Source organism: Pseudomonas sp. J380 (assembly GCF_009827115.1).
Lineage (GTDB): Bacteria > Pseudomonadota > Gammaproteobacteria > Pseudomonadales > Pseudomonadaceae > Aquipseudomonas > Aquipseudomonas paracarnis.
The window spans coordinates 2529476-2542910 of sequence record NZ_CP043060.1; the positions used below are offsets into that span (position 1 = coordinate 2529476).

The window sequence follows — 13435 nt, forward strand, 5'->3', positions numbered from 1 at the left end:
AACGATGCCCCAGGTGGATCCCGAACTCTTCGACCGTGGCCAATTCCAGGCCGAGCTGGCACTGAAGGCAAGCCCCATCGCCGCCTTCAAGAAGGCCATCCGCCAAGCCCGCGAGGTGCTCGATGCGCGCTTTCGCAGCGGCCGGGATATTCGCCGCCTGATCGAAGACCGCGCCTGGTTCGTCGATAACATCCTGCAAAAGGCCTGGGAGCAGTTCAATTGGAGTTTCGACGCCGATATCGCCCTGGTGGCGGTCGGCGGCTATGGTCGCGGCGAACTGCACCCCTACTCCGACATTGACCTGCTGATCCTGCTGGACCAGGCCGATCACGAGACCTTTCGCGATTCCATCGAGCGCTTTCTGACGTTGCTGTGGGACATCGGCCTGGAAGTCGGCCAGAGCGTACGCTCGGTGGACGAATGCGCCGAAGAAGCCCGTGCCGACCTGACGGTGGTCACCAACCTGATGGAAAGCCGCACCATCTGCGGCCCCGAGCGCCTGCGCCAGCGCATGCTCGAAGTCACCAGTACCGCACACATGTGGCCAAGCAAAGACTTTTTCCTGGCCAAGCGCGCCGAGCAAAAAGCCCGGCACCACAAGTACAACGACACCGAATACAACCTGGAACCCAACGTCAAAGGCTCACCCGGTGGGCTGCGGGATATCCAGACAATCTTGTGGGTGGCGCGCCGTCAATACGGCACGCTGAACCTGCGCGCCCTGGCCGGCGAAGGCTTTCTGGTGGAGAGCGAAAATTCCCTGCTGGCCTCGTCCCAGGAATTCCTGTGGAAGGTGCGCTACGCCCTGCACATGCTGGCCGGTCGTTCCGAAGACCGCCTGCTCTTCGATCACCAGCGCTCTATCGCCACCTTACTGGGCTTTGAAGGCGAAGATGCGAAGACCAGCATCGAGAGCTTCATGCAGCAGTATTACCGGGTAGTCATGAGCATTGCCCAGCTCAGCGACTTGATCATCCAGCACTTCGAAGAAGTGATCCTGGCCCCCGAAGACGAAGCGCCGCCGCAGCCGATCAATGCGCGTTTCCAGTTGCACGACGGCTATATCGAAGCACGCAACGACAACGTGTTCCGCCGCACCCCGTTCGCCATGCTGGAAATCTTCGTGTTGATGGCCCAGCAGCCGGAGATCAAAGGCGTGCGCGCCGATACCATCCGCTTGCTGCGGGAAAACCGTCACCTGATCGACGACGATTTTCGCAACGACATTCGCAATACCAGCCTGTTTATCGAGCTGTTCAAGTGCCGCATCGGCATCCATCGCAACCTGCGGCGCATGAACCGCTACGGCATTCTGGGGCGCTACCTGCCGGAGTTCGGCTTTATCGTCGGGCAGATGCAGCACGACCTGTTCCATATCTATACCGTCGATGCCCACACCCTGAACCTGATCAAGCATCTGCGTAAGTTGCAGTACACGCAGGTGTCAGAGAAATTCCCGCTGGCCAGTAAGCTGATGGCCAAGCTGCCCAAGCCCGAGTTGATTTACCTGGCCGGCTTGTACCACGACATCGGCAAGGGCCGGCATGGCGACCACTCGGAGATCGGCGCGGTGGATGCCGAAGCCTTCTGCCAGCGCCACCAGTTGCCGTTGTGGGACAGCCGCCTGATTGTCTGGCTGGTGCAGAACCACCTGGTGATGTCGACCACGGCCCAGCGCAAGGACTTGTCCGACCCACAGGTGATTCACGACTTTGCCGGCATCGTCGGCGATGAGACCCGTCTCGACTACCTCTATGTGCTGACCGTCTCCGATATCAACGCCACTAACCCGACGCTGTGGAACTCCTGGCGTGCCAGCCTGTTGCGCCAGCTGTACACCGAGACCAAGCGCGCCCTGCGCCGTGGCCTGGAGAATCCGGAGGACCGCGAAGAGCAGATCCGCCGCACCCAAAGCGCAGCCCTGGATATCCTGGTGCGCGGCGGTAACGACCCGGACGACGTCGAGCAACTCTGGTCGCAACTGGGTGACGATTACTTCCTGCGCCACACCGCCGGCGACGTGGCCTGGCACAGCGACGCGATCCTGCAGCAACCCGCCGATGGCGGCCCGTTGGTCTTGATCAAGGAAACCACCCAGCGCGAATTCGAAGGCGGCACGCAGATCTTCATCTACGCGCCCGACCAGCACGACTTCTTCGCCGTGACCGTGGCGGCCATGGACCAGCTCAACCTGAACATCCATGACGCCCGGGTCATCACCTCCAGCAGCCAGTTCACCCTCGACACCTACATCGTGCTCGACGCCGACGGCGACTCGATTGGCGACAACCCGGCGCGCGTGAAAAAGATCCGCGAGGGCCTCACCGAAGCCCTGCGCAACCCCGACGACTACCCCACCATCATCCAGCGCCGGGTGCCGCGCCAGCTCAAGCATTTTGCCTTTGCGCCTCAGGTGACCATTTCCAACGACGCACAGCGCCCGGTGACGGTGCTGGAGCTCAGCGCACCGGATCGCCCAGGCCTGCTGGCGCGTATCGGCGGGATTTTCCTGGAGTTCGACCTGTCATTGCAAAATGCCAAGATTGCGACCCTGGGCGAGCGGGTGGAAGACGTGTTCTTTATCACCGATGCCGACAACCAGCCACTGTCCGACCCGGAGCTGTGCCTGCGTTTACAGGCGGCAATCGTGGAGCAGTTGAGCGTGACCCAGGAACCCGGTGTCGAGCTGACCAGACTGACTATTTGAATTCTTAACTTTGTGAACACGAGTCATGTGGGAGCCGGCTTGCCTGCGATGCAGACACCTCGGCCCGTCCGATCGACCGCAGATCGCAGGCAGGCCAGCTCCCACAGATCCGCGCTCACCGTGATAGAGGCTTATATGAACAACGCCCTTAACCAGTTGCAGCCCTACCCCTTCGAGAAGCTGCGCGCCCTGCTCGGCAGCGTGACGCCGAACCCGGACAAACGCCCGATCGCACTGTCCATCGGCGAGCCCAAGCACACGTCACCGGCCTTCGTTGCCGAGGCCTTGAGCAATAACCTCGATCAAATGGCGGTGTACCCCACCACGTTGGGTATCCCGGCACTGCGTGAAGCCATCGGCGCCTGGTGCGAACGCCGCTTCAACGTGCCCAAGGGCTGGCTGGACCCGGCGCGCAACATCCTGCCGGTCAACGGTACGCGCGAGGCGCTGTTTGCCTTCACCCAGACCGTGGTCAACCGTGGCGACGATGCACTGGTTGTGAGCCCCAACCCGTTCTACCAGATCTACGAAGGCGCCGCGTTCCTGGCCGGGGCCAAGCCGCATTACCTGCCGTGCCTGGATAGCAACGGCTTCAATCCAGACTTCGATGCTGTCTCTGCGGATATCTGGAAACGTTGCCAGATCCTGTTCCTGTGCTCCCCCGGTAACCCGACCGGTGCGCTGATTCCAGTCGCCACGCTGAAAAAACTCATCGCCCTGGCCGATAAATACGATTTCGTCATCGCCGCCGACGAATGCTACAGCGAACTGTACTTCGACGAACAAACCCCACCCCCGGGCCTGCTCAGCGCCTGCGTCGAACTGGGCCGTCAGGACTTCAAGCGTTGTGTGGTATTCCACAGCCTATCCAAGCGCTCCAACCTGCCAGGCCTGCGTTCAGGCTTCGTGGCCGGCGACGCCGAGATCCTCAAGGCCTTTTTGCTGTACCGCACCTACCATGGCTGCGCGATGCCGGTGCAAACCCAGTTGGCCAGCATCGCCGCCTGGCAGGACGAGGCCCATGTACTGGCCAACCGTGACCTGTACCGCGAGAAGTTCGACGCAGTGCTGGCGATCCTCAAGCCGGTGCTGGACGTGCAAAGCCCGGACGGCGGCTTTTACCTGTGGCCGAATGTACAAGGCGATGACGCCGCCTTCTGCCGCGATTTGTTCGTGGAAGAACATGTGACGGTGGTGCCGGGCTCTTACCTGTCGCGGGAAGTGGACGGCTTTAACCCAGGTGCGGGGCGTGTGCGCCTGGCATTGGTTGCGCCGTTGGCCGAATGCGTGGAAGCGGCTGAGCGGATTCGCGACTTTATCCAGCGTCGCCGTTAAGGGCTTACGGGTCACTTCATGTGACCCAAATTCGCCTCGCTCATATCCAATTCCGCCAGCACCTCCCTCAATACGTCATCACCAATCTGGTGGTGACGGCTCAAGCTGTACAATTCCAACCGTTGCGCGCGCAGAGCCTTGAGCCGCAGCTTGCGCTCAAGCAGGTCCATTTGCTGCGCCAGCGCCTGAGCTTCAGCCGAATCGTTGAAGACTTCCAATTGATGGCGATATTCCGACATCAGCCGTGCCTTCAGTTCGGTAGCCAATGCCGCCTGGGCGGCGTCCGGCGTGTCGGCCTCGGCTGGCTCGTCGGCCTCCAGTGCATGAATCGCGGCCACGGCGGTCTTTTTCCAGGCTTCGCGCACTTCTTTGTGGCGTTTTTCATCCGGGCTATTCTCGACGCCGCGTAACAGCAGCGGCAGCGCGATACAGGCAGCGACCAGTGATAACAGGATCACACCGGCAGCGATAAAGATCAGCAGGTCACGCTCAGGGAAATCCTGGCCAGGCGCCAACAGCAAGGGCACCGACATGACGCCCGCCAGGGTCACCGCACCGCGTACACCGCCGACGGTCAACAACCAGCAGGAACGGGCCGTCGGCACCAGGGTCAGCGCGTTTTTGCCACGTAGCCTGCGCAGCAACCCCGACAGCCGCCAGATGCTTTGCACCCAGATGAAGCGCAATACCACCAGCACCAGGAAGATCGCCACCACATCCAGGCAGCGATACATCAAGGTGGGCCACAGCGTGGTTTCATGGCTGACCACGGCCTTGATGATGTCTGGCAGTTGCAGACCGAGCAGCAGGAAGATCAGGCCGTTAAAGGCAAACTCCAGCAACGACCACACGCTGCGGTTGAGCAGGCGCGTGCTGGTCTGGCGCGGCAGCAGGTCGAGCCAGCTTTGCATCATCCCCGCTGCCACCGCCGAGAGGATGCCGGAGGCGCCCAGGCGTTCAGCCAGTACGTACGCAGCAAAGGGCAGTAACAACATGAACACCACATGGGTCGCCGGGTCATCCCACCCGCGCGCGATCATCCAGGCGCGCAGGCGGCCGACCAACCAGCTCAACGCCACGCCGATCGCCAGCCCGCCCACCGCCACCAACACAAACGTCAGGCTGGCATCCGCCAGGGAAAAGACCCCGGTCAACGCAGCGGCCAGGGCGAACTTGAAAGTCACGAGGCCCGACGCGTCATTCATCAAGGCCTCGCCCTGGAGCATGTGCATCAGCGGCTTGGGCAAACGGTTCTGGGAAATGGCCGACACCGCCACAGCGTCCGTCGGCGAGAGCACCGCTGCCAGGGCAAAGGCCACCGGCAAGGGGATCGAGGGCAGCAACCAATGAATGAAGTAACCGGCGCCCACCACGGTGAACAGCACCAGCCCCACCGCCAATGTCAGGATCGGGCCACGCAGGTGCCACAACTCACGCTTGGGCATGCGCCAACCATCGGAAAACAACAGTGGCGGCAGGAACAGAAACAGGAACAGCTCAGGGTCCAGCGCCACATGCAGCCCCAACGTGGGCCAGGCCAGCAAGGCGCCGGCGGCGATCTGCACCAGGGGCAAGGGCAGTGGGATGATGCGCCCGATCAGGCGCGAAAAGCTGACCAGCATCAGCAGGATAAGAACGGTGTAGGCGGTTTGCATAACGCGGGTTTCCCGGACAATCGACTCGCAACGACACATCAGGCAACAACTGGCCGTTGAAGTGCCATATTACCCGGCTATGTTACCTGGCTATGTTACTCGCCTATGCTGCGCACTGGCACTTTGCACAAAAGTCGCACGCTGTTGACGAGCGGCGCCGAAACCCGCTGGTCGTGGCATAATCGGCGATCTTTCATTTTCATACGTCCAAAGGGGGGCAATTCCTTGAGTGCTTCAAGCAAAACCTTGCACCTTTTCGGCATCAAAGCCTGCGACACCATGAAAAAGGCGCGCACCTGGCTCGATGAGCACGGGGTGAGCTATGAGTTCCATGACTACAAAACGGCCGGTATCGACCGCGAACACTTGACCCAATGGTGCAACGAGCACGGTTGGCAGGTGGTTTTGAACCGTGCGGGCACCACCTTTCGCAAACTCGAAGACGAACGCAAAGCCGATCTCGATCAGTCGAAAGCCATTGAATTGATGCTCGCACAACCCTCGATGATCAAGCGCCCGGTGCTCGATCTCGGTGACAGAACCCTGATTGGCTTCAAGCCAGATAGTTATTCGGCGGCCCTCAAGTAGGCCAGCCTTCCATTTTTGTAGAGGTAACAGCATGTCCAATTCCCTGTTCAGCCTGGGCTTCGGCGTCGGCACTCAGAACCGCCAAGGTGCTTGGCTGGAAGTGTTTTACGCACAACCCTTGCTCAATCCATCGGCTGAAATCGTTGCCGCCATCGCACCGATCCTCGGTTACACCGAAGGCAACCAGGCGATCACCTTCACCGTGAGCCAGGCCCTGCAACTGGCCGACGCGCTCAAAGGCGTCGATGCTGCCCAGGCCGCCCTGCTCAGCCGCCTGGCTGAAAGCCACACGCCGCTGGTCGCGACCTTGCTGGCCGAAGACGCCGCACTGACCTCCACGCCTGAGGCCTACCTCAAGCTGCACCTGCTGTCCCATCGCCTGGTCAAGCCCCACGGCCTGAGCCTGGCCGGTGTGTTCCCGCAGTTGCCGAACGTGGCCTGGACCAGCCAGGGCGCTATCGACATCAATGAACTGGCCGAGCGCCAACTGGAAGCGCGCCTGCGTGGCGACCTGCTGGAAGTGTTCTCGGTGGACAAGTTCCCGAAAATGACCGACTACGTCGTACCGGCTGGCGTGCGTATCGCTGACGCTGCACGTATCCGTCTGGGCGCGTACGTGGGCGAAGGCACCACCGTGATGCACGAAGGCTTCGTCAACTTCAACGCGGGCACCGAAGGCCCGGGCATGATCGAAGGTCGCGTATCGGCGGGCGTATTCGTCGGCAAGGGCTCGGACCTGGGCGGCGGTTGCTCCACCATGGGCACCCTGTCGGGCGGCGGCAATATTGTGATCAAGGTGGGCGAAGGCTGCCTGATCGGCGCCAACGCCGGTACCGGTATCCCATTGGGCGACCGCAACACCGTGGAGTCGGGCCTCTACATCACCGCCGGCACCAAGGTTGCCCTGCTGGACGAGCAGAACCAACTGGTCAAGGTGGTCAAGGCACGCGAGTTGGCTGGCCAGCCGGACCTGCTGTTCCGTCGTAACTCCGAGACCGGTGCCGTGGAGTGCAAAACCCACAAATCGGCCATCGAACTGAACGAAGCGCTGCACGCTCACAACTAAGCAGCCACTCGATGCCACTAGCGGGCCGCACCCTCGGGGGCGGCCCGCTTATACGAGTCTTGATCACCATGCTTGTGCCCTCCCCCTGGCGCGCCGACTTCCCGGCCATCGCCACCCTGCAACGGCAAGACCAGACCTATCTGGACAGCGCCGCCACCACGCAAAAACCCCAAGCCCTGCTGGATGCCATCAGTCATTACTACGCCAATGGCGCAGCGAATGTGCACCGTGCCCAGCATTTGCCCGGGGCCCATGCTACCCAGGCCTTTGAAGACAGCCGCAGCAAGGTCGCGCAGTGGTTGAACGCAGGTGACAGCGGGCAGGTTGTGTTTACCCACGGCGCAACGTCTGCGCTGAACCTCCTGGCCTATGGCCTGGAACACTTATTCAATGCGGGCGATGAGATTGCCATCAGCGCCCTGGAACACCACGCCAACCTGTTGCCCTGGCAGCAATTGGCCAAACGCCGCGCGCTCACGCTGGTGGTATTACCCCTGGACGATGAAGGCGTAATCGACCTGGACGCCGCGGCCCGCTTGATTGGCCCGCGCACGCGCCTGCTGGCGGTGAGCCAGTTGTCCAACGTGCTCGGTGCCTGGCAGCCGCTGCAAGCCTTGCTGGCGCTGGCCCAGGCACACGGCGCCCTCACGGTGGTGGACGGCGCCCAAGGCATCGTCCATGGCCGCCACGACGTACAGGCCTTGGGCTGCGACTTCTACGTGTTCTCCAGCCACAAACTCTACGGCCCGGACGGCGTCGGCGTACTGTATGGCCGTAATGAGGCCCTGCACCACCTGCGCCACTGGCAGTTCGGCGGCGAGATGGTGCAACAGGCCGACTACCACAGCGCCAGCTTTCGCCCCGCGCCGCTGGGCTTTGAAGCCGGCACCCCACCGATTGCCAGTGTGATCGGCCTGGGCGCGAGCCTGGATTACCTGAGCTCGCTGGATCCCTCCGCGCTGATCGCCCACGAAGCCGCCCTGCATGACTACCTGCTGCGTGGGCTTAAGGCACGCAATGGTGTACGCGTGCTGGGATCGCCACAGGTGGCGCTGGTGAGTTTTGTGGTGGAGGGCGTGCACAACGCCGACCTCGCCCACCTGCTGACCGAGCAAGGCATTGCTGTGCGTGCCGGTCATCACTGCGCGATGCCATTATTGAAGGCAATGCATCTGTCAGGCGCAATCCGAGTGTCCCTGGCGCTCTACAACGATTCCGACGACCTGGAACGCTTTTTTGAAGCGTTGGACCAGGCGCTGGATATGTTGCGATGAGCTTGCCAGTGGACGCCATGGCCGCGCTGGAGGCCTTCCAGGCTGTGGGCAGCTGGGAGCAGCGCGCACGGATGCTGATGCAATGGGGTGAACGCTTGCCCGCCCTGGCTGATGACGAAAAGGTCGACGCTAACCTGGTGCAAGGTTGTGAAAGCCTGGTGTGGTTGGTGGGCCGCTTGCAGGACGGCCATTGGCAGTTTGCTGCGAGCAGCGAGGCACGGATGATTCGCGGGTTGGTGGCGTTGCTGCTGGCGCGGGTCAACGGCTTGTCGGCTGATCAATTGCAAGCGGTCGACCTGCCTGGCTGGTTCAATCAACTGGGCCTGTCGCGCCAACTATCGCCGTCGCGCAGCAATGGCTTGAATGCCGTACTGCAACGCATGCAAGACCTGACGCGTACACAGAAATAATGTGGGCTGGCTTGCCTGCGATAGCCATAGGTATCTACATAACTCTGTTAGCTCAACGGTAACCACGATGCGAAGCGAGCCGCTCTTGATCTGCTTTTGATCTTAGGCGCCCCGTTAAACCACGCTGGCCGGAATTCGACAGGGATTTGGGGGGTAAACCGGCAGGGATGCCGGTTTAGCCGCCCCGCGCCATGGATGGCGCGTGGCGGCGGCCCCCCAAATCACTGGCGGATTACGGGCACACCGAGCCTAAGCGAGGTGCCGAGTGGTGGGGCAAGAGCGTTTTGCTTACTTTTGCGCTTTTCAAAAGTGAGCCGCTGTAAAAGCGGAACCCTAAGTGGCCGCTACCGCAGGAATGGATATGTACACGGTCCAACTGAGTTGACTGTCAGGCCGTCTTCGCAGGCAAGCCAGCTCCCACATTGGATCGCGGGGCATCAGTTATATCTGTGTCGGCTGCCAGGCCGTCACGGGAGCAAGCTCCCTCGCCACAGATTTAGCGTCGTGCCGAAGTTGTGTAGATACCTATGCTGCGATAGCGGCGAATCAGTCAGTATTTTCAGTGGCTGACACACCGCTATCGCAGGCAAGCCAGCTCCCACAATCTGGATCTATGTTCGGCAATGAGATTTAGCTGGGTTTGATGCGCTCCGACGGCCTGCGCACTCCCGCCACAATCTTGTCCACCGCCTTGGTCGCCGCCACCATGCCGAACGTGGCGGTGACCATCATCACCGCGCCAAACCCTCCCGCGCAGTCAAGCTTGACCCCGTCGCCGACAAAACTCTTCTGCAAACAGATACTGCCATCGGGTTTGGGATAGCGCAGTTGTTCGGTGGAAAACACGCAGGGCACGCTGTAATGACGGGTCACCGTGCGCGAGAAGCCATAATCGCGGCGCAAGGTAGAGCGTACTTTCGACGCCAGCGGATCATTGAAGGTGCGGTTCAGGTCGCACACCTGGATCAGCGTGGGGTCAATCTGCCCGCCGGCACCGCCAGTAGTGATGATCTGGATCTTGCGACGCTTGCACCAGGCAATCAGCGCCGCCTTGGCGTTGACCGCGTCGATGCAGTCGATCACGCAGTCGATAGTCGGGGTGATGTACTCGGCCATGGTGTCGCGGGTGACGAAGTCTGCCACCGCGTGCACGGTGCACTCAGGATTAATACCGCGCAAACGCTCAGCCATCACTTCGACCTTGGGCTTGCCCACGGTGCTGTCCAAGGCATGCAACTGGCGGTTGCTGTTGCTGACGCAGACATCGTCCAGGTCAAACAGCGAAATCTCGCCCACCCCGCAGCGGGCAATCGCTTCCGCCGCCCAGGAACCCACGCCGCCGACGCCGACAATCGCCACATGGGCCGCTTTCAAGCGTTCCAGGCCCTCAAGCCCGTACAAGCGGGCGACGCCTGCAAACCGCGGATCTTCTGTACTCATCATCATTACCCCAAAAACCGGCGCGCATTATAGGGCTACGGAGCGGCAAGTTTTAAGCTACAAGTTACAAGTGAAGAACTTAGATGGAGTTTCGCAGACTAACGTCCGGCTTTTCTCTGTCTGCTGTACGCTCAGGGAAGCGCCAGTGTAGGATGCGCGCCGTTCGGCGCAGGCCGACACCTCTTTCGTTCCGCACCCTTTGGAACCCGACATAACCATGGCATCGCGTAAATTTGGACTCAACCTGGTGGTGGTGCTGGCAATTGCCGCGCTGTTCACCGGTTTCTGGGCGCTGATCAACCGCCCGGTCACCGCTCCCAACTGGCCCGATCAGATCTCCGGTTTTTCCTACTCGCCGTTCCAGCAAGGCCAGTACCCGCAGAAAGGCCAGTACCCTACCGACGAACAGATGCGTCAGGACCTTGCGATCATGAGCAAGCTGACGGACAACATCCGTACCTACTCGGTGGACGGCCCCCTGGGGGATATACCCAAGCTGGCCGAAGAGTTTGGCCTGCGCGTGACCCTGGGGATCTGGATCAGCCCGGACCTTGAGCGTAACGAGCGGGAGATCCAGCGCGCTATCGAGATCGCCAACACCTCGCGCAGCGTCGTGCGCGTAGTGGTGGGCAACGAAGCGTTGTTCCGTGAAGAAATCACCCCCGAAGCCCTGATCGTGCTGCTCGACCGCGTGCGCGCCGCCGTGAAAGTCCCGGTGACCACCTCCGAGCAATGGCACATCTGGGAAAAGAACCCGCAACTGGCCAAGCACGTCGACCTGATCGCCGCGCACATCCTGCCGTTCTGGGAATACATCCCAATGGACAAGGCCGGCCAGTACGTTCTCGACCGCGCCAAGGACCTGAAGAAAGCCTTCCCGAAAAAGCCACTGCTGCTATCGGAAGTGGGCTGGCCGAGCAACGGCCGTATGCGCGGTGGCAATGAGTCGTCGCCGGCCGACCAGGCGATTTACCTGCGTACGCTGGTCAACAAGCTCAACCGCCAGGGTTACAACTACTTTGTGATCGAGGCCTTCGACCAGCCGTGGAAGGTCAGCGACGAAGGGTCGGCGGGTGCGTATTGGGGTGTATTCAATGCCGCGCGCCAGCAGAAATTCAATTTTGACGGCCCGGTGGTGGCGATTCCGCAATGGCGGGTACTGGCCATCGGTTCGGTGGTGCTTGCGCTGCTGTCCCTGACCCTGTTGATGATCGACGGCTCGGCCCTGCGCCAGCGGGGCCGTACCTTCCTGACCTTCATTGCGTTCCTGTGCGGGTCGGTGCTGGTCTGGATCGGCTACGACTACAGCCAGCAATACAGCACGTGGTTCAGCGTGACGGTCGGTGTGTTGCTGGCACTCGGCGCCCTGGGCGTGTTCATTGTGTTGCTGACCGAAGCCCATGAGCTGGCAGAAGCGGTGTGGACCCACAAGCGTCGGCGTGAATTCCTGCCCGTGGAAGGCGACTCGGACTACCGCCCGAAAGTGTCGATCCACGTGCCGTGCTACAACGAGCCACCGGAAATGGTCAAGCAGACCCTCGACGCCCTGGCCGCCCTCGACTATCCGGATTATGAAGTCCTGATCATCGACAACAACACCAAGGACCCGGCGGTGTGGGAGCCGGTGCGCGACTACTGCGAAACCCTCGGCCCGCGCTTCAAGTTCTTCCACGTCGCGCCCCTGGCCGGTTTCAAGGGCGGCGCGCTGAACTACCTGATCCCGCACACCGCCAAGGATGCCGAAGTGATCGCAGTGATCGACTCGGACTACTGCGTATCGCCGAACTGGCTCAAGCACATGGTGCCGCACTTCGCCGACCCGAAAATCGCCGTGGTGCAGTCGCCCCAGGATTACCGCGACCAGAACGAAAGCACCTTCAAGAAGCTCTGCTACGCCGAATACAAAGGCTTCTTCCATATCGGCATGGTCACCCGTAACGACCGTGACGCGATCATCCAGCACGGCACCATGACCATGACCCGCCGCTCGGTGCTCGAAGAGCTGGGCTGGGCCGACTGGTGCATCTGTGAAGACGCCGAACTGGGCCTGCGCGTGTTCGAAAAAGGCTTGTCGGCGGCGTACTACCACGACAGCTACGGCAAGGGTTTGATGCCGGATACCTTTATCGACTTCAAGAAACAGCGTTTCCGCTGGGCCTATGGCGCGATCCAGATCATCAAGCGCCACACCGCCAGCCTGTTGCGCGGTAAAGACACCGAACTGACCCGTGGCCAGCGCTACCACTTCCTTGCGGGCTGGTTGCCGTGGGTGGCCGACGGCATGAACATCTTCTTTACCGTCGGCGCCCTGTTGTGGTCTGCGGCGATGATCATCGTGCCGACTCGGGTCGACCCGCCATTGCTGATTTTCGCGATCCCGCCGTTGGCGTTGTTTGTGTTCAAAGTCGGCAAGATCATCTTCCTCTATCGTCGTGCGGTAGGTGTGAACTTGAAAGATGCGTTCTGCGCGGCACTGGCCGGGTTGGCGCTGTCTCATACCATCGCCAAAGCGGTGTTGTACGGCTTCTTCACCAGCAGCATTCCGTTCTTTCGTACACCGAAAAACGCGGATAACCACGGCTTCTGGGTGGCGATTTCCGAAGCCCGCGAAGAAATGTTCATCATGCTGCTGCTATGGGGCGCGGCGCTGGGGATCTACCTGGTGCAAGGCCTGCCGAGCAATGACATTCGCTTCTGGGTGGTGATGTTGCTGGTGCAGTCGCTGCCGTATGTGGCGGCGCTGATCATGGCGTTCTTGTCGTCGCTGCCCAAACCTTCGACGGCGCCTGAGGCTGCGCCGGCGGCGTAAAAAGTCACGCGATGCACTAAACGGCGGCCCTTAGCCGCCGTTTTGCTATAAGATAACGGCCCTTTTGCGTGCCTTACACCCATCACTGTAGGAGCGAGCTTGCTCGCGAAAATCGTTAACGATAACGCGGGCATCCTGAATGCACGCGGTG

Annotated in this window: 9 protein-coding genes; 7 read left to right on the forward strand and 2 right to left on the reverse strand. The window is 61.2% G+C overall.

Annotated elements, in window-relative coordinates; translation table 11 throughout:
• Positions 1 to 4 precede the first annotated feature (4 nt).
• A complete protein-coding gene (locus FXO12_RS11425; RefSeq protein ID WP_160049675.1) occupies positions 5 to 2707 on the forward strand; it encodes a [protein-PII] uridylyltransferase in 2703 nt (900 codons plus the stop codon).
• Between the two features lie 135 nt (positions 2708 to 2842).
• Positions 2843 to 4042: a succinyldiaminopimelate transaminase gene (gene dapC / locus FXO12_RS11430; protein ID WP_034126829.1), complete on the forward strand. Its 1200-nt coding sequence runs from the start codon at positions 2843 to 2845 to the stop codon at positions 4040 to 4042.
• Between the two features lie 11 nt (positions 4043 to 4053).
• On the opposite strand, the gene FXO12_RS11435 is transcribed toward dapC, so the two are convergent.
• The gene (locus FXO12_RS11435; RefSeq protein ID WP_057975603.1) at positions 4054 to 5697 is read right to left on the reverse strand and encodes a Na+/H+ antiporter; all 1644 of its coding nucleotides are present in this window, start codon (positions 5695 to 5697) and stop codon (positions 4054 to 4056) included.
• Between the two features lie 279 nt (positions 5698 to 5976).
• Between FXO12_RS11435 and FXO12_RS11440 the strand changes: the two genes are divergently transcribed.
• From FXO12_RS11440 to FXO12_RS11455, 4 genes are all read left to right on the forward strand, one after another.
• A complete protein-coding gene (locus FXO12_RS11440) occupies positions 5977 to 6285 on the forward strand; it encodes an arsenate reductase (RefSeq protein ID WP_229999207.1) in 309 nt (102 codons plus the stop codon).
• A gap of 31 nt (positions 6286 to 6316) precedes the next feature.
• Positions 6317 to 7351 carry a 2,3,4,5-tetrahydropyridine-2,6-dicarboxylate N-succinyltransferase gene (gene dapD, locus FXO12_RS11445; protein ID WP_034126827.1) on the forward strand — a complete coding sequence of 345 codons (1035 nt, stop codon included), beginning with the start codon at positions 6317 to 6319 and terminating at the stop codon, positions 7349 to 7351.
• Positions 7352 to 7419: 68 nt separating this feature from the next.
• Positions 7420 to 8625, forward strand: a complete 1206-nt coding sequence (locus FXO12_RS11450) for an aminotransferase class V-fold PLP-dependent enzyme (RefSeq protein WP_057975993.1) — start codon at positions 7420 to 7422, stop codon at positions 8623 to 8625.
• Positions 8622 to 9035: a SufE family protein gene (locus tag FXO12_RS11455; protein ID WP_057975995.1), complete on the forward strand. Its 414-nt coding sequence runs from the start codon at positions 8622 to 8624 to the stop codon at positions 9033 to 9035. Before FXO12_RS11450 ends, FXO12_RS11455 begins: the two co-directional genes overlap by 4 nt.
• Positions 9036 to 9665: 630 nt before the next feature.
• On the opposite strand, the gene tcdA is transcribed toward FXO12_RS11455, so the two are convergent.
• Positions 9666 to 10475, reverse strand: a complete 810-nt coding sequence (tcdA, locus tag FXO12_RS11460) for a tRNA cyclic N6-threonylcarbamoyladenosine(37) synthase TcdA (RefSeq protein ID WP_371262607.1) — start codon at positions 10473 to 10475, stop codon at positions 9666 to 9668.
• 217 nt (positions 10476 to 10692) lie between these two features.
• Here tcdA and FXO12_RS11465 point away from each other — a divergent pair, with 217 nt between their 5' ends.
• On the forward strand, positions 10693 to 13284 hold the full coding sequence (locus tag FXO12_RS11465; RefSeq protein WP_034126823.1) for a glycosyltransferase: 2592 nt from the start codon (positions 10693 to 10695) through the stop codon (positions 13282 to 13284).
• The last annotated feature ends 151 nt before the right edge of the window (positions 13285 to 13435 follow it).

What these genes read in the sequence shown, in the direction of transcription:
- FXO12_RS11425 (WP_160049675.1), top strand. Translation starts at nt 5, where the DNA reads ATGCCCCAGGTGGATCCCGAACTCTTCGACCGTGGCCAATTCCAGGCC.
- dapC (WP_034126829.1), top strand. Translation starts at nt 2,843, where the DNA reads ATGAACAACGCCCTTAACCAGTTGCAGCCCTACCCCTTCGAGAAGCTG.
- FXO12_RS11435 (WP_057975603.1), bottom strand. Translation starts at nt 5,697, where the DNA reads ATGCAAACCGCCTACACCGTTCTTATCCTGCTGATGCTGGTCAGCTTT.
- FXO12_RS11440 (WP_229999207.1), top strand. Translation starts at nt 5,977, where the DNA reads ATGAAAAAGGCGCGCACCTGGCTCGATGAGCACGGGGTGAGCTATGAG.
- dapD (WP_034126827.1), top strand. Translation starts at nt 6,317, where the DNA reads ATGTCCAATTCCCTGTTCAGCCTGGGCTTCGGCGTCGGCACTCAGAAC.
- FXO12_RS11450 (WP_057975993.1), top strand. Translation starts at nt 7,420, where the DNA reads ATGCTTGTGCCCTCCCCCTGGCGCGCCGACTTCCCGGCCATCGCCACC.
- FXO12_RS11455 (WP_057975995.1), top strand. Translation starts at nt 8,622, where the DNA reads ATGAGCTTGCCAGTGGACGCCATGGCCGCGCTGGAGGCCTTCCAGGCT.
- tcdA (WP_371262607.1), bottom strand. Translation starts at nt 10,475, where the DNA reads ATGAGTACAGAAGATCCGCGGTTTGCAGGCGTCGCCCGCTTGTACGGG.
- FXO12_RS11465 (WP_034126823.1), top strand. Translation starts at nt 10,693, where the DNA reads ATGGCATCGCGTAAATTTGGACTCAACCTGGTGGTGGTGCTGGCAATT.